This is a genomic window from Flavobacterium aestuarii, from assembly GCF_040049115.1.
GTDB lineage: Bacteria > Bacteroidota > Bacteroidia > Flavobacteriales > Flavobacteriaceae > Flavobacterium > Flavobacterium aestuarii.
In genome coordinates, this window is record NZ_JBDLZZ010000008.1 from 97,313 (window position 1) to 116,875 (window position 19,563).

12 protein-coding genes are annotated in these 19,563 nt (G+C 34.8%); 3 read left to right on the top strand and 9 right to left on the bottom strand.

Translation table 11 applies throughout. From position 1 onward, the window contains the following. Positions 1-54 precede the first annotated feature (54 nt). Positions 55-1,101: a hypothetical protein gene (locus ABEG11_RS10720; RefSeq protein ID WP_348824162.1), complete on the top strand. Its 1,047-nt coding sequence runs from the start codon at positions 55-57 to the stop codon at positions 1,099-1,101. Beyond that, a complete protein-coding gene (locus tag ABEG11_RS10725; RefSeq protein WP_348824163.1) occupies positions 1,061-3,346 on the top strand; it encodes a hypothetical protein in 2,286 nt (761 codons plus the stop codon). Before ABEG11_RS10720 ends, ABEG11_RS10725 begins: the two co-directional genes overlap by 41 nt. A 176-nt stretch (positions 3,347-3,522) precedes the next feature. Here the strand turns inward: ABEG11_RS10725 and ABEG11_RS10730 are convergent, their stop codons facing one another. The 4 genes from ABEG11_RS10730 to ABEG11_RS10745 form a co-directional block, all read right to left on the bottom strand. After that, positions 3,523-5,889 (bottom strand): TonB-dependent siderophore receptor, encoded by a 2,367-nt coding sequence (locus ABEG11_RS10730; protein ID WP_348824164.1) that lies wholly within the window; start codon positions 5,887-5,889, stop codon positions 3,523-3,525. Positions 5,890-6,155: 266 nt separating this feature from the next. Next, a complete protein-coding gene (locus ABEG11_RS10735; RefSeq protein ID WP_348824165.1) occupies positions 6,156-7,340 on the bottom strand; it encodes an alpha/beta hydrolase-fold protein in 1,185 nt (394 codons plus the stop codon). A gap of 55 nt (positions 7,341-7,395) precedes the next feature. Beyond that, positions 7,396-8,565, bottom strand: a complete 1,170-nt coding sequence (locus ABEG11_RS10740; RefSeq protein WP_348824166.1) for a PepSY-associated TM helix domain-containing protein — start codon at positions 8,563-8,565, stop codon at positions 7,396-7,398. A gap of 82 nt (positions 8,566-8,647) precedes the next feature. Continuing rightward, the gene (locus ABEG11_RS10745; RefSeq protein ID WP_348824167.1) at positions 8,648-11,050 is read right to left on the bottom strand and encodes a TonB-dependent siderophore receptor; all 2,403 of its coding nucleotides are present in this window, start codon (positions 11,048-11,050) and stop codon (positions 8,648-8,650) included. A 110-nt stretch (positions 11,051-11,160) separates the two neighbouring features. Between ABEG11_RS10745 and ABEG11_RS10750 the strand changes: the two genes are divergently transcribed. Next, positions 11,161-12,156 carry a helix-turn-helix domain-containing protein gene (locus ABEG11_RS10750; protein WP_348824168.1) on the top strand — a complete coding sequence of 332 codons (996 nt, stop codon included), beginning with the start codon at positions 11,161-11,163 and terminating at the stop codon, positions 12,154-12,156. A gap of 72 nt (positions 12,157-12,228) precedes the next feature. Here the strand turns inward: ABEG11_RS10750 and ABEG11_RS10755 are convergent, their stop codons facing one another. The 5 genes from ABEG11_RS10755 to ABEG11_RS10775 form a co-directional block, all read right to left on the bottom strand. Further along, positions 12,229-13,230: an FAD:protein FMN transferase gene (locus ABEG11_RS10755; RefSeq protein WP_348824234.1), complete on the bottom strand. Its 1,002-nt coding sequence runs from the start codon at positions 13,228-13,230 to the stop codon at positions 12,229-12,231. A 382-nt stretch (positions 13,231-13,612) separates the two neighbouring features. Further along, on the bottom strand, positions 13,613-15,802 hold the full coding sequence (locus tag ABEG11_RS10760; RefSeq protein WP_348824169.1) for a PepSY domain-containing protein: 2,190 nt from the start codon (positions 15,800-15,802) through the stop codon (positions 13,613-13,615). An 88-nt stretch (positions 15,803-15,890) separates the two neighbouring features. Further along, the gene (locus ABEG11_RS10765) at positions 15,891-16,373 is read right to left on the bottom strand and encodes a DUF2271 domain-containing protein (RefSeq protein ID WP_348824170.1); all 483 of its coding nucleotides are present in this window, start codon (positions 16,371-16,373) and stop codon (positions 15,891-15,893) included. A gap of 4 nt (positions 16,374-16,377) precedes the next feature. Further along, positions 16,378-17,889: an ankyrin repeat domain-containing protein gene (locus ABEG11_RS10770; protein ID WP_348824171.1), complete on the bottom strand. Its 1,512-nt coding sequence runs from the start codon at positions 17,887-17,889 to the stop codon at positions 16,378-16,380. 418 nt (positions 17,890-18,307) lie between these two features. Further along, on the bottom strand, positions 18,308-19,441 hold the full coding sequence (locus ABEG11_RS10775) for a PepSY-associated TM helix domain-containing protein (protein ID WP_348824172.1): 1,134 nt from the start codon (positions 19,439-19,441) through the stop codon (positions 18,308-18,310). Positions 19,442-19,563: the final 122 nt, after the last annotated feature.

Consider the following 19,563-nt stretch of genomic DNA (forward strand, 5'->3'; position numbering starts at 1 on the left):
TGAAATTATATAATTTTAGTACGATTTTACACTTTAATAAAATCCCTATTCCTAATGAAAAAAATCGTTTTGTTTGTCTTTGTTTCTGCTTTGTTTTTGTCTTGTTCAAAAAAGGAAAATAAAGTAGAAAATGTCGAAAGAGCTTTTTATTACTGGAAAAGCAATACTTCTTTTGACGATGTATCCATTGAGAAAATTAACAAATTGCAGGTCAAAAAAGTCTATGTCAAATTTTTTGAAGTAGATTATAATGAAACGATGGGCAATTTTCCGTATGAAAAAAATAGGCCAAGAGAATATGAATTCCGCAAGTTAGATTCGTTGGCTATTGTACCAGCAGTTTTTATTAAAAACGAAATCTTTCAATACAATACTGAAAAATCGCTGGACAAATTAGCAGATAATATTGTTTTTCTGATTGACAAATACCATAAAGATTACAGTGATAAAAACATTTTTGAGTATTCGGAAATTCAGATAGACTGCGATTGGACTAAATCGACCAAAGAGAAGTATTTCTATTTGCTGAAAAAAATAAAAGAATTATCCAACAAGGAAATTAGCTGTACTCTTCGGCTTTATCCGTATAAATATCCAGATATTATGGGAGTTCCGCCCGTGGACAAAGCAATGCTGATGTGTTATAATCTGATAAAACCCTTGTCTCAAAAAGATAAAAATTCCATTTTGGACATTGCCGAATTGGAATCCTATTTGGATGAAAGACGCAGTTATCCTATGCATTTAGATGTGGCTTTACCCGTATTTTATTGGACGCAATGGTATGAAAATAATCGTTTTTCGGGTTTGTTAAATCTGAATTCGTCAGATATTGCCGGATTTACAAAACCTGTAAAGCCATTGTGGTATGAGGTGACAAAAGACAGCACTTATCAATATGACACTTTTTTCAAAAAAGGTGATCAAATTAAATGCGAAGAAGTGAGTGCTGAAACAATCAGCAAGGCAATTTCGATAATAAAAAAGAATGTAGAATTAGATTCCAATGCAACTATTTCCTTATTCCATTTAGACGACAGTACTTTTAAAAAATACAGTAATGAAGAAATTTCTAGTTTTTACAGTTCTTTTAGTAAGTAGTTTTTACAAGGGTACTGCATGTGGTTATTCTCCTTATGGGGAGGATATTCGGTATTGTTTATTAAGACCCGAATATTTCAGATACTCCCACTATAAGGCATTTTACTATAATGCCAATTTATGGGGATTTGATTATGATCTAAATCCAAATAGTTACAAAACCAGTGTGGAAGCCAATATCTTGGATTGGTATAATTTTACCAATAGAAAGGTAAGTATTCAATCTATTGAAGACTTTAATAATAATTTGACGCTTACGGATATTAGTCCAAAAAGCAATAATGATTTTATCCAATATCTTTATAAAAACAATAAAAAAGATGCGATTACCTACTTGAAGACAGCAAAGAACTGTGAAATGATTAATGGTTTTTTCGAGCAGGATGTTTGGGAAAGAGATGAGGCTGTGAACACAAATAAGAGAGGTGATTTCTTGAATAAATTAGTTAAAATTACCCAGCAAGAACGCAATTCCTATTTTAAACGTAAATATGCTTTTTTGACGACTCGATTTGCGTATTATGCTGGAAAAAATAATATTATAAAAACTGTTTTTGAGAATAATTTCAATGGAAGCAAAAAAGATTATCTGTATTATTGGAGTTTGTTTTTCTATAATTTTACAAAATCAGGTGGTGAATCTATGCTGAATACAGCCAATTTAATGGCAGACTGCCCTGAAAAAACATACGCCAGTTATTATTATTTTCACGATGGATTTAAAATTTCAGAAGCTTTAATGCATGCTAGAAGCAAAGAGGAAATTGCTAATGTTTATGCGTATGCTTCTGTTCAAAAAGTAGATAAGAACCTAGATTATCTAAAAGAAATTTATAAAAATAATTCAAAATCAGAGATTCTGGGGTTTTTGCTTTTGCGTGAAATTAATAAAATTGAAGATTGGGTTTATACACCTTATTATTCCAATTATTCTCCGTCGACACAATTTGATTATTGGAGTGAAGATAATGACAAAATTACTACTCAAACATTAAGAGACCGTTCTGAAAAAGACCGATTGTATGCTCTGGAAGTTTTGAATTTTGTAAAATCAATTGATCTGAAAGCGATACAGGGTCCTTTGGTTTGGGAAGCATCTCAAATCAATCTGCTGTTTATGACCCGAAAATATGCTGATTGTTTACAGCAAATTGCTTCGTTTGAAAAAAAGTTTAAAAACGATAAATCTTTAGAAGAGATTGAGAAAATAAAAGCACTTTGTATTACGGCGAATCAAGAAAATGGAAAAGCTATTATCAAGCCTGATATCCAAAATGTAATTTTGAAATACAAAAATGACCAACGATTTATTTTTGCATTGGGTAGAGAATTGGAATTCAAAGGAAATATTATCGATGGAATGGCATTGATTTCGTTATTGGAAAATAGTTTTTCAGAAGTTTATGATTCAGATGACGATGTAGAATGGCAAGGCAACCGCATCCAAACGTCGGGGAATTTGGAAGTGTTTTATACTTATTTCGACTATTTGGATTTTGTGTATTCGGCCAAGGATCTGCAGACTATTGTCAATAAATTGAAAGCAGGAAATTTAAGCCAATTCGAGAAAGCCATTTATGCCAAATTGCTTAAAGATAAAGATTATTTGAAGGATTTGTTGGGAACAAAATACATTCGGGAAAATCAATTGAGTAATGCTTTAATAACTTTTAAATCGATAGATGAAAGATACTGGGAAGACAATTATAATGCATGGGAAAGAGGGAATTATGGCGACGATTATACTTTTGATGAAAATCCATTTTATGATTTTAAACATACGGAAAACTTTATTGAACATAAAGAAAGGTTTTTGGTTACCAAACTTTCCATTACGGAGCATTTGATAAAATACACCAATTTAGCCAATAATCCGAAAACCAAAGATAGAGATTATTACTATTTTCTTCTGGCAAACTGCTATTACAATATGTCAGATTATGGTAATTCATGGATGATGCGCCGTTATTCCAGCAGTACTTCTTATTTTGATCAAAACTATGAAAATGAATCATATATAGACGAAATAGAATACCGAAACAAACTTAAGGCTGTCGCCTATTACAAATTGGCTTTTCAAAATGCCAAAACAGCAAAATTCAAAGCACTTTGTCTGCGGATGATGGATTATGCCAAAGAGAATAAATATAGTGATTCGAAAAGGGTTGCCACACAATTTCCCGAATATAGTGGTGATTTGTCGGGTTGTGAAAATTTAGCTGACTATTTTAAATCCAGAAGATAAAAAATCCCAATTCTGAAATTTTTTCGGAATTGGGATTTTTTTTATCCATAATCAATATTTTTTTTGAAAATTAAAAAAGCGACAAAAAAACCAAAAACTTTTTCTGTATTTCAAAAAGATGAAAGTGACAGAAAAAGTTTTGGAAAAAAAATAAAAAGCTTTTTAACTGACAGTTTTTATAATTTGTATTTTAAACTTACCATTACCTGACGTGGAGCAATTGGGTTTACACTGTAATTTTCGTGTACTGTGTAATTTAATTCATCAGTAATGTTGGATACTTTGCATAGAATAGAAACTTTTTTCCAATCATAACCAACTGATGCGTCAACAGTAGCATATCCTTCTAATGGAATGTCACGGTCTCTGATGGTTATTTTATAATCGTTTACAGTTTTAGGTTTCTCTACAAGAGCTGTCCATAAATAGTCATCATTCCAGCCTCCTGTGCGGTCTCCAATATAATTTCCTATAGCTCCAAAAGATAATCCTTTTAATACACCGCTAGGTAATTTATAGAAAAAACTTAAGTTAGCTGTATGTTTAGGTGTTCTGGCAAGAACATCTCCTACAACAAGACTTCCATTTGTGCCTGAAGATTCAGTGACTTTCGTTTCGTTAAAGCTATAACCAGCGATAATATTTAAACCTTCAATTGGTCTTGCAGTGATGTCTATTTCAACTCCTTTTCCTTTTGTAGCACCTACTAATTCTTTTAAATTGTTGTTTACATTTTGCGTAATTCCATCAGCCTGGAATTGTGCAGTTTGTGCTAAATTACTGTTAGATATTTGATATACAGTTATATTAGTGCTAAAAAGTCCTTTCAAGAAATCGGTTTTAATACCCGCTTCGTATTGGTCTATAATAGATGGGTCTAATGTTTCTCCATAAACAGTTGTTCCTGTATTTGGAGAGAATGAGTTCGAATAACTAGCAAATAAAGATATATCTTTGTTAGGCTGAATTACCAGACCTGCTTTTGGAGAAAAAGCTCTATTAAAAGTTTTATCTGCTGTTACAGGTTTAGCATTTTCATAAGTAGTTTTAAGAACATTTTTATTTGTGATTTTGTCTTTTTCTATTTCCTCTTTAGTTGTTGTAGCTTCAGCTTCTTGCCAAGACCAGCGTAGTCCTGCCAAAACTTTGATATATTTGTTAATTGAAAGTAAATCTTGGGCAAATACCCCAAAACGCTGTGTATCTGTTGTAATCAATTGTGTTATTCTGCTACTATATGGTACATCACGACTTTGGGTACTGTAGTCATAGTTAAATAAATTAATAGGTTTAGCTTCTGTTGTTATGAGATCTGCAGGGTTTGCCTCAGCATCATAAAAGCCAAAAGTATAACTTGGAGCGGAAGAATTTTCATAGTCAGCTCCTGTAAATATTTGGTGCTTTATACTTCCGGTATTGAAAGTTCCTTGTAAAGACAATTGATCGGCAAATATTTTTTCGGCAGCATCTGCTTGAGTTAAACCACGTTTCCAATTAACCTCTTGTACGCCATTGTTATCTGTGTAAGCTAAATTTGATAATTGAGCTGTGGATTTTTGTGTTCTATGATAAGATTGATAAGAGGTATTGAATCCTAATTTCCAATTATCATTAAAGTCATGATTTACAAATATAGAAGCACTGGCGGATTTAGTATTTCCTGTTGACCAGAGTGCTCCATAATATACATTACGCGGAATATCTAATATTTCTTTACCTACAATTCCAGTACCAAAATCAGGAACCCAGTCAGCGCTTAAATAATCTCCTTGTGCTGTAATTTGAGTTTTATCTGAAATGTTAAACAGGAAGGAAGGGTTAAGATAAATACGGTCATTTTTTACAAAATCTCTAAAACTTTCTGAATTTTCATAAGAAGCATTGAATCGATAAGCTATAGATTTATTTATTGGACCATAAAAATCAATGGATGGTTTGTAAAATGCATAACTTCCCATTTGCATTGATAGTTGACCGCCTTCTGTAAATTTTGGTGTTTTGGTAACCAAATTTAAAATTCCTCCTGGAGCCACATTGCCATATAGTAAAGCAGAACCTCCTTTAAGGAATTCTACTCTTTCTAATGATGCAACATCAGGAATGGAACCTGCATTATAACGAAAACCATTTTTAAACATATTGTTTGCATCCATGGAATATCCTCTAGACCACATAGATTCATTAGCACCGCCTCGGGCAGATCCTACATAAACACCATTGGCGTTTTTGATTACATCGCTCAAACGGATAGCCTGCTGCTGTTCGATTACTTCAGAGCCTATTACTTGTACGCTTTGTGGGGTATCCATTGGTTTTAAACCGGAACGTAAGGCGGTAACTTTTGGCAATTTATTACCAGTTACAATAACTTCTTTTAATTGCTGGCCTTTTTTCTTTACAGTATCATTCACAGATTTTATACTGTCGGAAGCAAAATAGTAAGGGCTGTTATCTTTTGTGCTGTTTGAATTACTTGCAACGTCTTGGGCTTGACTGTTTAGACAGAAAGCAAAAAGCGTTAGGGGGAGGAAAATATATTTCATGTTGTTTATTTGGAATAATTAAAAATAACAGTGCAAATATAAAACCTCATTTTTGATACTGCAACTTATTTAGACTAAATATTAATAATAATTTTGTAGTATTTAAGTTGTTGATTTGTAGTTTGTTATTATTTATTAAGTCTTTCTTTTAATAAGATTACGATGGATTAATGAAAAAATTAACAGAATTAAAACGTCAGTTATTCCTGCAGGTGAGTTTCAAATTCACTTTTTTGTTCGTTCAGCAAAAGGCTTTTGAGCCATGCTCAGTGCTGTAAATTTTCTAAACTGATTTTTGCCTCTATATTATCTGGAGCAAGCTGTACCGCTTTTTCAAAAGCTAATTTGGCATGAAGTTTTTCTTCTTTTTTTAAAAATCCTTTTCCTAAACTTAAATATACATTTGAACTGTTGGGAAAATATCTTTTTGCCAGCAGAAAAAATGCAATGGCACTATCCGTTTTTTCTTTTTCCAGACAAAACTTTCCCATCCAATCCAGGTAGCTTTCTGTTGGAAGAAAAGTATAGCCAATATTTTTTGAAAGTTTTGCGAATTGCTGTTCTGCCAATGCAGGATTTTGCACAGCTTCTTTCACTTGTACTAAATGTTCCTTGAAAATAAACCGTAAACCGTCATATTCTGCCGGAATAGGAACGGTTCCGTGGTCTTCATTTTCATAGTATTTAAAAGACCAGCGCAGTTTTTTGGGATTTTTAGAAACTAATAATTTTTCAAATTTTCGGATTCCTCTTGCCATGTCGGTTGTAGTGTCTTGCGGAATACTTATTTTATTGGCCATAGCCACATAAATACTGCGGTTTTCAAAGTCTTTTTTGTTAAAAATAGAATCTGCTTTTTTGATCATGATTTCATTGTCCCACCACAAACTGGGATCTATAATAGTGTATGCGTTAAATAATTGGGTGTGGTGCAATAAAATATTTACCGCTGTCAGCCCGCCAAAGGAATGACCATTTAATATGTTATACCCCGAAGTCCGATAATTGGAATCGATGAAAGGACGGAGCTCGGTTTCCAAAAATGTGATGAAGTTTTTGTTACCGCCACTTTGATTGAAAAACTTTTTGTCTTTATCAAAAAATGCCTGCCGATTGGCTTCCGTTGGAGTTAAATCCCTAGTACGGTTGGTATTTGTAATCCCCACAACAATCATCTGCGGAATCATTGCATAAGGTCCTTTGGCTAATGATTGCTGGATTCCGGTATAGGAATGGAAATTATTTTCGGCATCCAATAAATAAACAACTGGATATTTTGCAGGCGCGAATTTCTTGTTGTTGTAATCTGGTGGGAGATAGATCCAAAAGTTTCTTTCTTCATTCAAAGCTTTTGAAAAAATATGATGTTTACTGCCAATAACAATACTGTCCTGAGAAAACGAATTAGTTAAATAAAATAGAAGGAATAGAAAGGAGAATGTTTTTTTCATTGTGATTTTTAATTGGTTGTCAGGTGTTTTTTAGTACTATAATTGATTTTCGACCTTATGACTTTACAGCTTTCGACTTATTATTACGTCCGTACCAAATAATAAATCCTGTTATCGGCAGAAACATGCAGATCAATCCCGTGATTAAAGTCAAAGTTTTGCCAATCCAGCCTGCCCAAAAACCAATATGAAGATTCATTGTCCAATCATCAATTTCAAGCCCGTTCATTACTTTTATGGGAATTTCCATTTCCTGACCTGTATAGCGGTTTATGGCATAGGTTTTTCCGTTTTCGACTCCTTTTAATCCTATATTTTCGCCGGTAACGGCATACAAGGTTGTAATACTGTCTTTCGAAGCAACCGATAGTTTGACTTGCTCTATGGATTTGTCTTTCGAAAATAGTTTTTGAATGATAGGATTTAAAGGGGCAAATGTTTTGGTGCTATCGTATTCAGGCTTGATGTCACGCAGCTTTGAATATGCTTTTGGAGTTCCTCCAAATATTTTATGGGTGGCATTGCCCAATGGTTTGTTGACAATTATCAAACCTGTTATGGTTATTAGTAAAGCTGGCAATAGATTGTAAAAGCCAGGAACGTTGTGCAAATCATAATTCAATCTTTTGAAGCTGGAATTCCATTTTATGCTAAAGCTTTGTTTTTTTGTTGACTTATTCCATTTTTTTGGCCACCAGAGAATAAGACCTGTAATAAGTTCAATCAAGAATATCCAAACGGAGATTTCTACAATCAAGTTGCCAGTTTTGCCAAAAGGCATCTCGCCACTATGAATATGAGCTACGATGTAAAAAAAATCATATGCCTTGCCCGATTCCAAAATTTTGCCCGTATATGGATCGATCCATGAAAACTGCAGATCTCTTTCTTTGGTAGAGGAAGCTAATTTTATGGTTCGTTTCGGATCGCGGTAATTGATATAATAGCTTGCTTTTCTTTCCGGCAATTGCTGTTTGAACGATTTTAATATTTCTTCGGGAGTGAGTTTTTGCTGCTTGACTTCTTGAACGTATAAAGAATCATACGCCAAGCCATCAATAATATCATCACAATAAATAAACAGTACTCCAGTGAGTGCAATTATAAAAACTATTATTCCAGAACTGAGACCGAGCCACAAGTGCAGCCAATGGTTTATTTTGCTCCACTTGTTTTTTTGTTTTGTTTTCTTGGGAATTGCTGTTTTTTGTGGATTCTTTGTCATAATGTATTAATCATAAAAACCAAGCCAACAGCGGTATTAGCACTGTTAACTTGGGAAAAATAACTCAACTGATTTGAAGTAATTAAAATTTGAAGGCGATATTGGCTACTAATTGTCTTGTTGGCATCATATTCGACCAGAAATCGGATGTCCAATATTCCTTATTCGCAATATTGTTTAGTTTCAAACCGATTCGGAATTTTGGTTTTTCATAAAATACCGTTGCGTCCATTACTGTATATCCGTTTACGGTAAATGTATTGGTATCATTGGCAAAACTGTCGCTTTGTGTATTTCCTCCAAAACCAAAACCAATTCCTTTTGCTTTTCCGTCCAATATTTTATAGCTCATCCAGAGATTGGCTACGTTTTTTGGTGTAGCATAAGGCCTATTGCCTTCATTAACGGTTGCTTTTGTGATTTCGCTATCGTTGTATCCATATCCCATAATAATGTGGAAACCTCTAAAAGGGTTGGCAATCAGGTCCGCTTCAAAACCACTGCTTTTTTGGGTACCATCTTGAATAGAGTAAAGGCTGTTTGTTGGATCTACACGAACTTTATCTTTTACTTCTATATTGTAATAGCTTAGCGTTCCATTTAATTTGCCACCTAGCAATTCCACTTTTACCCCGCCTTCCAATTGATTGGCTTTTTCAGGATCAAATTCGGTTAATTCCGTTGGATTGGAAGCAGTAATTCCAGGTGCTACATTGCTGAATCCGTTCATGTAGTTTCCAAAAACAGAAACCTTGTCCTTTATGATTTGGTATATTATACCCATTTTTGGTGAAACGGCATTTTGATTGTAATTCGAAATTTTATTTTCGTTGTGATCCCATCTCACACTTGCCATTCCAATTAATTTGTCGGTAAAATTGATTACATCCGATACATAGGCACTTGTAGTCCTTAAATCCCTGTTGTTAATTACGGATGGGGCTGGCATTGCCGCAACCATTTGTTTGTATTTTTCCAAATTGATAAATGGCGCATTTCCGTTTATAGGCGTTAATGGATTGCCTGCTGAAGCATCATAGGAATTAATAGTCCATCTGTTATCGTTTGTACCGATATAGGTGTAATCCAGCCCGACTAGCAATCGGTTTTTTATACTTCCGATATGGAAGTTTCCAATGAAATTTTGCTGCAGCTGACTGGTTTTGAAAACACTGTTGATATTCATTAACCTGCGTTGCAATAAAGGCTGAGTAGTTCCAGCAGCCGGTGTATTTATTAATAAGAACAAATAATTGGCCTTGTTATCTGTGTATGCATTCGAAAAATTGGTTTGCGAAATCCATTGATCAGACAATTTGTAAGTTGCTCTTGCAAAAACGTTTGTATTCTTGGCTTCCGATTGCAAATCATCTGTTGAGTATGATTTTTTGAAGTCAAAATTCAAATCATTATAACTTTTGGCAGATGGCGTTGGAGTAAAATTTCCCAAACCTATGTAAGTAGCATTACGGCTTCCGCTATACATTTCTACATCCAGGTCAAAAGTTAATCTGTCATTGATATGATAAGTAAACGAAGGAGCAATAATAAAGGCTTTGCTTTTTCCGTAATCCTGCCATGTTTTTTGGTTGTCCAAAGCGGCATTGATTCTAAAGAGCATTGTTTTGTCATCGTTAAGTGCGGTATTGTAATCAACAGTGGTTCGGCTCAAAGCCCAGCTTCCCGTGGTGTAGCTTACTTCTCCTTTGGTGGCTTCAAAAGGTTTTTTGGTAACTCTGTTTACAAGTCCGCCATAAGTGGTCAATGCCGATCCAAACAAGGTAGCCGATGGACCTTTTATCACTTCAATATTTTCCAGATTTACCGGATCACTCATCGTTACCCAGTTGGTATTCATTCCGTTTCGGATAGAACCAGCCGCAGATGCACCACTAAAACCGCGCATTCTTAAGCTTAATCCAACGCCGCCAGAACCTACACTTTGGGTAACGTTGCTCAATCCAGGTGCAGTATTCAATGCGCTTCTAAAATCAACTGCGATTTGTTCCTGAAAAAGTTCTTTTGGAACAACCGTGTAAACCTGTGGATTTTCAAGATTACTGATAGGAAGTCTTGAAACATATTCACTTTTTTTTTCGGCAAATTTCTTTGCGCCCGAAACTATGACAACTTCATTCAATTGTTTTAATGAAGATTGCAGCTGAAAGTCAGCGGTTGTTGTTTCATTGGTATTTACAATAACTTCCTTTGTTGATGGCTGATGCTCCACTGTGTTTATCTGGATCTGATATTTTCCTGTTGGAATCTTGTTAAAAAAATAATTTCCATTTGCATCAGAAGTTGTTGATTTTTTTAATTCCTGTATTGTAATCGTAACTGCTTCTCCAGCCTTATCGTCTGATGTAGTTACAGTTCCTTTGATTGTTCCGGTATTTTGCTGTGCAAAAATATTTGTTGAGGTAAGTGTAAGAAATAGAACAATTATTTTGAATAGGGGCAAGAATGATTTTTTGATAATAATCATGGTTATTATTATTTAGATTAATTAAAAATTGATAATTTTACGCAAAAGTAGTTTGTAAAGAAAGACCTGATTAACGCAATCAGTATTAATAGTAACGCAAAACGGATTTTATGAAAACAGAGATGAGAAGTGAAATATTTGAAGGGAATTCTGTTGTTATTAACGACCCGATTCAATTCAATAAAGAGCATCTCGTCGAGAAGAAAATTGATTACAATCACAAAGGAGTCAGCGGAATTATTACTGATATTATGCTCAACGGAATTCATTTGACGATTCGGGAAATAACAGTGGAGACAGAATCCTATTCCATTGAAATACAGCATGATTTTTCCTTTATTAAACTGCATATCGAAATAGAAGGAGATAATGAATACTGCCCTGAAAATCCATCCGAAAGAGGAATTTATATCCCGCATGGACATTACAATCTATTTTATCTGCCGGTGATAAAAGGTGTTTTGAATTATCGGGCTAAAAAAAGAAAAACTTTAGAAATTACTTTTACCGAAGACTATCTGGAACAATTGTTTTATCCCAATTTAAAAACTGCGATTCCTTTATTGGCCGATGCCATAACGAATAAAACAGCCTACACTATGTGGGATTCCAGTAAAAGCATTTCGCCAAAATTGTATATCCTGATTGAAGATATTATTCAATGCAATTATACCGGAGCGATCAAAAAAGCTTTTTTGGAATCAAAGGTTGTTGAGATTCTTTCGTACTTATTCAATATTATTAATGAAGAAGAAAATACGAAAATAAGCGAAGATTTAAGTTCGCAGGATTATCTGAAAATTGTCGCTGTAGAGAGAATTCTTAAAGAGCAGTTCAAGGAAAAGCACACGCTTGCGAGTATTGCTGCGCAAGTGGGCTTGAATGATTTTAAGCTGAAGAAATATTTTAAAATTGTTTATAATACCACGGTTTTTCATTATCTGGCGGAGCTTCGAATGGAATATGCCAAACAATTAATTATGGAGAAGGATTATTCTGTTGCTTTAGTTTCTGAAGAATTGGGATACAAAAATCCACAGCATTTTACAGTGGCTTTCAAAAAGGTTTTTGGGTATTTGCCAAGTAAATTAAAAATGGAACATTAAAAATTAATAAACACGAATTGCACAAATTGACACTAATTTTTTAAGAATTACATTTTCGTGAAATTATTGTAACTAAAGTTTAGCCTTGATTTTTTTAATCTGAAAGTTCTTAGACTTTATCACTTTGCCATTATCTGTAATCATCAGACAGCTGTAATCGGGGAATTTTTTGAGTAAAAGCAGACCTTCCTTTTGTCCTAAAATCATCAGTGAAGTACTCAATCCATTGGCGGTTTCTGCATTTGGACCTACGACAGTTACACTGCAGAGACCGGTTACAGGATAACCAGTTGATGGATTTATAATGTGGGAATACCGTTTGCCGTCAAAAACTACAAATTTTTCATAGGAGCCGGAGGTTGTAACTGCGCCTTGTGTGAGAGGAATTGCGCCTAATAAGTCCTCTGGATGGAAAGGATTGGTAATGCCTATTTTCCAAGGTTTTCCGTTAGGCTGTTTCCCCCAAGTGCTCATGTCGCCAGTACCGTTTACAATTCCGGCTTTGATTCCTTTGGCGAGCATCATTTCCTTGCATTTGTTGGTTGCATAACCTTCGCCTAAAGCGCCAAATCCAATTTTCATTCCTTTTAATTTTAAGAAAATGGTTGAGTTTATACTGTCCAGAATAATGTTTTTGTAACCTACTTTTTCGACTGATTTTTTTATGGCTTCCGCCGAAGGCATTTCGGTCATGGAGCCGTCAAATTTCCAGATTCTGTCCATAGCAGCAAAGCTGATGTCAAAACCCCCATTGGTTAGTTCCGAGAAATGAATGGCTCTTTGAGTTAGTTCAAAAACCTCTTTGTCGACTTTTACAGGCTGAATTCCGGCGTTTCGGTTTACTTCGGATATTTGGGTATTGGGTTTCCAGTCGGAGATTAGGTATTCGATTCTCGAAATTTCGGCGATAACTTCATCAATACTTTGCTCTGCCGAAAGAGAATCTTTGGCAACGATTGTAATGTCAAAACGCCCGCCCATAAGCATTGTGGCTCTCTTGCGGAGGACTTGGCTGTTGCCTGTTTGGATTAGGAAAAGCAGTGATAGTATTGTTATGAAATATTTTGGTGTCATAATGGTTTTGTATCCTATTTGTTTAATTTGCCATTCCCCTATGTAATTATCCATAAAGTTTGTCATTCCGTAGGAATCTAATACGGCGCAAGTAAACAACTTGAGATTCCTACGGAATGACAATACTATTTAAAAAGTTGGGCGAATATAGGCTTCAACTTTTTTAGAATTCTGAATTTTAGACCTAACAGATTTTTAAAACCTGTTAGGTCTGGAATACTGAATAAAAATTAATTCCAAAAAAGCAAAAATGCCTGCCTTTAGCCCCGATCGCAGTGGAAATCCTTTTGTAGAGGCGGGTTTGAAACCCGTCTCTACAAAAGATTGTAACGAAGAGCGGGACCCATCTCTCTAAAAATGCCCTATCTTTCTGCTCCAAAAATTAATAACAATCTGTCAAAATCTGACCTTTGCTTGTATAATTGGAAAGGGTTGCATTATTTTTTGCCAGACAAATTGCGTCAAGAACATTTTCTACATCAAACTGCATTTTTAGTGCTCCGCAAATCATTATAGTACCTCCGCTGGCCAATAAATCAGCAAAAAAATCTTCGTCTCTTTTGATTAAATCCATTACATAGTGATGATTCTGTTCACGGGAAAACGCCAAGCTGATGTTTCTTAATTGCTGTTTTTGAATCATTTCGGAAGCAAATGCTTCGTAACGGGAAGTAATTTCGGTTTTTTGACGGAAACCGCTATATAAATGGATTTCGGATTTTTTCTTGTTTTGTTCAATCATTCCCAAAAATGGGGCAATTCCAGTTCCATTCGAAATAAGTGCAATTTTTTTAGCTTTTCTGGGAAAATGAAAAGCATGATTATTGATAATTCGAGCTTTGATGGCATCGCCAACGGATAGATTATATAAAAATCCAGAACCTAAACCCGAAGGATGTAATTTTACCGCCAATTGGATGTTTCCATTACTGTTTCCAATGGAGTACAAACGCTCCCGATTGTCATTGGCGGGATAAATCGCCAATAAGTCACCAGAGGTAAATTTGCTTCGCATTCCAGCACGCAATGTCAGTAAAAAGGTTTGTTCATTTTCGGAAACCGTGGTTTTTTCCAGTACCATTAATTTTTCTAAATCTTTCGGAATATGATTGTACAGTGATGGGGTAGTGGCCAATTGGAAACCGGTTTTGTGATTCCATTGTTTTACCCATTCGACAAATTCTTCGGCCGATTTGTCGTTTACTGTCTGCAGATCAATAAGTCGGTGTGCCCAATCCTGATTGGAAAGCAATAAATCAATTTGTTTGGCGTAACCGCAAAAATCGGGATATGATTTGGAGCCAAAACCAATTACGGTATAATTAATTTTTTGCTGTTGATTGTATTTGATCAAAAGAGATTCAAACTTATCGGCATTTGAAGGAGCATCGCCCAAGCCATAAGTTGAGGTGAAAATCAATAAATGCTCGGCTTTTGGATAAACAGTGTAATTATTAAGCTGTGCAATATGTGCTTTTTCTCCGCTATCGGTTAACTGCTTCAGGATTGCATTGGCAAAGCGTAGGGAGCTTCCGTTTTCGGAACCAACGAGCAGAATGAATTTGCTTTCTTCGGCCTTGAATTTATTCTTGATTCGGCTTGCTCTTCTTTTGAAAGTCATCGCAAAACCGGAATAGATAAAGAATAGTATGTTTAAACTGGCAAGTCCAAGGATGAAAGCCCAAATGGCATTGGTTCTTCCGGTATGCAAGTCAAGACTTAGATTTGACAGAAGTGTCGTTGTCGGGGAAACTTTTTCGCTTACAACAGCACCGGTAAATTGGTTGACTTCAATCTCTCGGTCTTTTAAGGTAATGATGTAATATTCTTCGGGATCGTCTGAAAAAGGGAACTCTATTTTTTCAACATCAGCCAAAAGAGTACTCTTAAATATCGAAGTTTTATCGGCAATTGGTGCAGATTTTACGCTTTCAATTTGCTCTTTCGAATCTGTTTTTGGAATGAAAAAGTTGAATTTTTCCAATGTCAGATAGGTTCCTGTAACTGCAATAATCAATATCGGAATGAGTGCCAATCGGCCTAGTACGACATGGTAATATTGCGCAAAATATTCTTTTACAATTTTGGAAAAAAAGTTGCGCAGTCCTCTTTGTCTTTTTAGGATAAGAATAAAACCTGAAATGGAAATTAATACTAAAATAAATGAAATAAGTCCCACAAAAAAACGCCCCGTTTCATGAAGAAACAGCGAGCGGTGTAGTCCTGTAATCCACTGAATGAATTCGCTTTTTTTGATGGGTTCTCCTAATATTTTTCCTGTTCGCGGGTCAATATAGGCGTTGATATTGTTGTCTTTTTGATCTAGTCCTTCTAAAGATACAAACTGATTGTGGTCAACCGTTACTTCGGTTATTTCTGGATAGGTTTTGCGCAGAATCGGTAAGGTTTCTCCAAGTGTTATTGCATCAAAGTTTTCGGCTCGGTAAGAAACTGTTTTTTCCTGAATGGCATCAACCGCAAGTATGGTTCCGGTTACGGATGCTAAGAGTAAAAACAAAGAAGAAAACACCGCCAAGGCCAAGTGGGAGTAACGCCAAAAAGAAAGAGTCATTGAATAATTGTGAATAATGAATTAAATGCTGAACGAAGATCTAACAGGTTTTTAAAACCTGTTAGATCTAATAAATAAGCTGTTGATTTTAGATTTTATTCAGTCTTACGTAGCGGATATAACCTTTTCCTTCAGTTTTATCGGCCATTGCGGCTGTTGTTAAAGCTAATTCCAAATCGGCTGTGTAATATTTTTGATCTTCAACAGATGATTCAAAACGCAATTTATAACCTTTGTTGATTTTAGAATCTTCAATTTCAAAAGTGGTAATGCTGCGATCGCCTCCTGTTACAGAAGCTCCAGTTGTAGCGCTGATATCGGTTGGTTTTTTAGAATAAAATTTATGCCATTCTTTCAAGCTTTTGTACCATTTTTTGTCGTCGCCCATTACATAAAGGGTTTTTTCGTATTCGCCTTTGGCATTGATAAGAGATACTGCTATATATGCACCTTCACCTGTATAGTTAGACATTTGGAGCATGCATTTGTATTTGCTTGTCTGTGCATTTGATTGAAAAGATATAAGTACAAATAGTGAGAATGCAAGGACTGTTTTAAATATTGACTTCATTTTATTATTTTAAAAATTCAACAGACACGTTGTTTTTGGTTAATGTTTCATTTTCTTTGGCTAAAGCATAAGCAGTTTCATCAAATTCGGTTTTGATGTCATTTTTTGCTCCGATCGAGATCAGATATTTTAATATGACATCATCTTTTGCAATCATTGCTGCCTTATGCAGAGCAGTTAAGCCTTCTTTATTTTTGGCATTGACATCTATGTTTAAATCGGCTAATTTTTTCAGCAAATTTAAATCATTTTTCAGCAATGCAAAATGATATAAGGTGCTTCCATCTTTTTGTGCTGATGCTAAATTTAAACCTTTGTCCTGCAGTAATTTCATTTTTAAAGCAAACGGATCTTGCTTAGAAGCATTTGCTGCTTCTGGGCCACGATTCATTTGCGGACGGTATGACTGGATCAAAGCAGTTCCTAAATTGTTTCCATCTTTATTAACAATCTTTGCATCGGCTCCGTTGTTTAGTAAAATTTCAACTGCTTTTGGAGTTCCATATTGTATGGCAAATGTCAAGGCAGATTCTCCCCTGGTGTTTTGAATATTGATATTTTTTACTTTAGGAAGAACTAATTCTAAGGCTTCTGTATTTTCACGGGCTGATGCTGCTTTCATCAAAACAGTATTTCCTTGTTTGTCAGTTTTGTTTATGTCTACACCTTTGGCTAAAAAGTAGTTGATGATTTCGGTCTGTTTTGGTTTCGTAACCAGGAAATGAAGTACGCTTTCACCATCTGCAGAAACGGCTGCTGGTTTCAATTTCAATGTTTCTACCAAATACTGATAGACTTCAATAGGATTCGACTCGCGTCGATTTCCTTGCGCAGCAATTATAAGAGCATTATCGTTGTATTTTATGCCTTTTTCTACTAATGCTTTCAACAGGTTCAAATCGCCAGTTTTTGCTGCATAATTGAAAGCGGTATTGCCATCTTTATCAGTGTCTTTTAATGATAATCCTTTTGTTATAAAATAATTGGTCAGCGTAAGATCTTTGTCATAAGGTATTGCCATCAATAATAAAGTAGCATCGTCTTTGTATTTTTTCTTTGGATCTATACCCGCTTTGAAAAAAGCATCATAAACAGCAGTATTTTTTTGTCCTCCGCTTGCTGCAAGGACAAGTGCAGTTGTGCCAAGACTGTCTTCATAATTAATGTCGGCACCTTTTGAGATAAGGTAATTTACGATTTCGATATTTCCTTTATTTGCTGCCCAGTGCAGGTATCGTCTGTTATCGTGGGTGCTTTTGGTAACGGGGTTTCCAGCTTGTTCTAATAAAAATTTTATAACGGCATCTGGTGCATCATTATTTATGGCTAAAACTACAGGGTCAAATGCTCTGTCATTAGATTCTGATGGATTGCTTCCTTTGGCTATTTCAGCTTTAACAGTGGTTACATCTGGATTTGTTTTCCAGAAAGACTGTTCCAAAAGTGTATTTTTTTGTTGTGCATTAACCAATAGTGTTGCTGCAAGTGCAAATGAAATGAGAAGTTTTTTGTTCATAATGCTGAGGAATGTTTATTTAGCAATGTAGTTATAGATGGCTTTTAAAACCTATTTAGAATAAATAAAAATAACGCAAATGTAAAAAATATTACTGCAATAACAATTATTATTTACTTTTAAAATGTGATTATATTTTGATTCAAAAAATAACGAAAGGTTTAAACTGGTACTAAAATTTATTTTGATTTTAAATTTATGATGGCTCTATATTTTAATATTGATATAAAAAAATCAAGATCCAGATGAAATTATGATTCTTTTGCTACTGATTCTGAAATCATTTTAATCTGTGAATCAGAGGCAATTGTAAAGGTTTTTGTCTGTCAAGCTGAAAATCTATAATGGTTTATTTATTCAGCTTTCAGCGAAAGTACTGTTTTAAGACTTAATTGCTTTATACAATTTAAACACCAGTTTAAGCAGTTTCTTTTCTCTTTTTCCTATTGCGTCCCAGCCATATTAAAAAACCAGTAACCGGCAGTCCTGCTGTTACAAAACTTGCAAAGAAGGCAAGTACTTTTCCTGGAAATCCTAATATGCCTCCTGCATGTAAGTCATAGTTTATGGATCGAAATTTTTCTCCTGTATTTTTATTATCAAAAGAGGATGTTTTAAGGATCTTGCCAGTGTATTGATCATATTCGGCTGATATATCATTCAGGCTGTTTTTATATTTGATGAAAGTATTAAATGAGGAAGCTGAATCTTTTGGCATTATGAAAATGTAGGTTAGTGCTTTTGGATGCTGGCGCAGTGTAATATTATAAATTTTATCAAAACCATTTTTTGAATTGATTTTTGTTGTATCAGATACTGATTTTTCACTTTTCTCAATTGTTTGGCCTCCGTTAAGCGCCCATTGCAGACCAGAATCATACCATTCAAACGCCCAGACCAAACCGGTAAGTGCAATTATCAAGGCAAAAATCATCATATAATACCCCAATATATTATGCAGGTCATAATTTTTCCGTTTCCATTTGGTAGTATCTTTCCATCGAAACCAAAAACGCTGTCTGGCAGCACTTTTGTTTTTTGGCCACCAAAGAATAAAACCTGTTATAAGTGAAATGATAAATAGGATAGTAGCTGTGCCTACAATTATATCACCAATATCATGCTTTAGGAACAGAGTCTGGTGCAGCATTCTGACCACGAAAAAAAACTCAAAATTATAGTCTTCGGTTTTTTTGACATTACCGGTGTATGGGTCTAAGTAAATGTACAGTCTGTCGTAATCGTCCCAATACCAAATGCTGTTGTTCTCTAATTTTTTGAAACTCCAAAATGCTGCTGTGCGGTCTTTGCTGTTAAAGATTTTGCATCCGGAAATTGGATTTTCAGATTGGGTTTCTGCTATTGCTAACAGTTTACTGAAGGGAAGTGGTGTTTTTTTTACTTCATCTACATGATAATGTTTGTGAACAAGAGGCCGTAATTCTTCTTCAAAAACATACAGACAGCCTGTGATTCCCAAAATAATTACAATAAAACCTGAAGCCAGACCCAGCCATAAATGTATTTTTCCTATGTTTTTTTTAATTTTCATTGTTTATATGAATAGCTTTTTATTTTATGACTATCCGCAAAGCATACTAATGTTTTTTTGCCACTGATTACACAGATTCTTACAGATTTTGCATGCATTTTTTAGAAATCTGTGTTAATTTT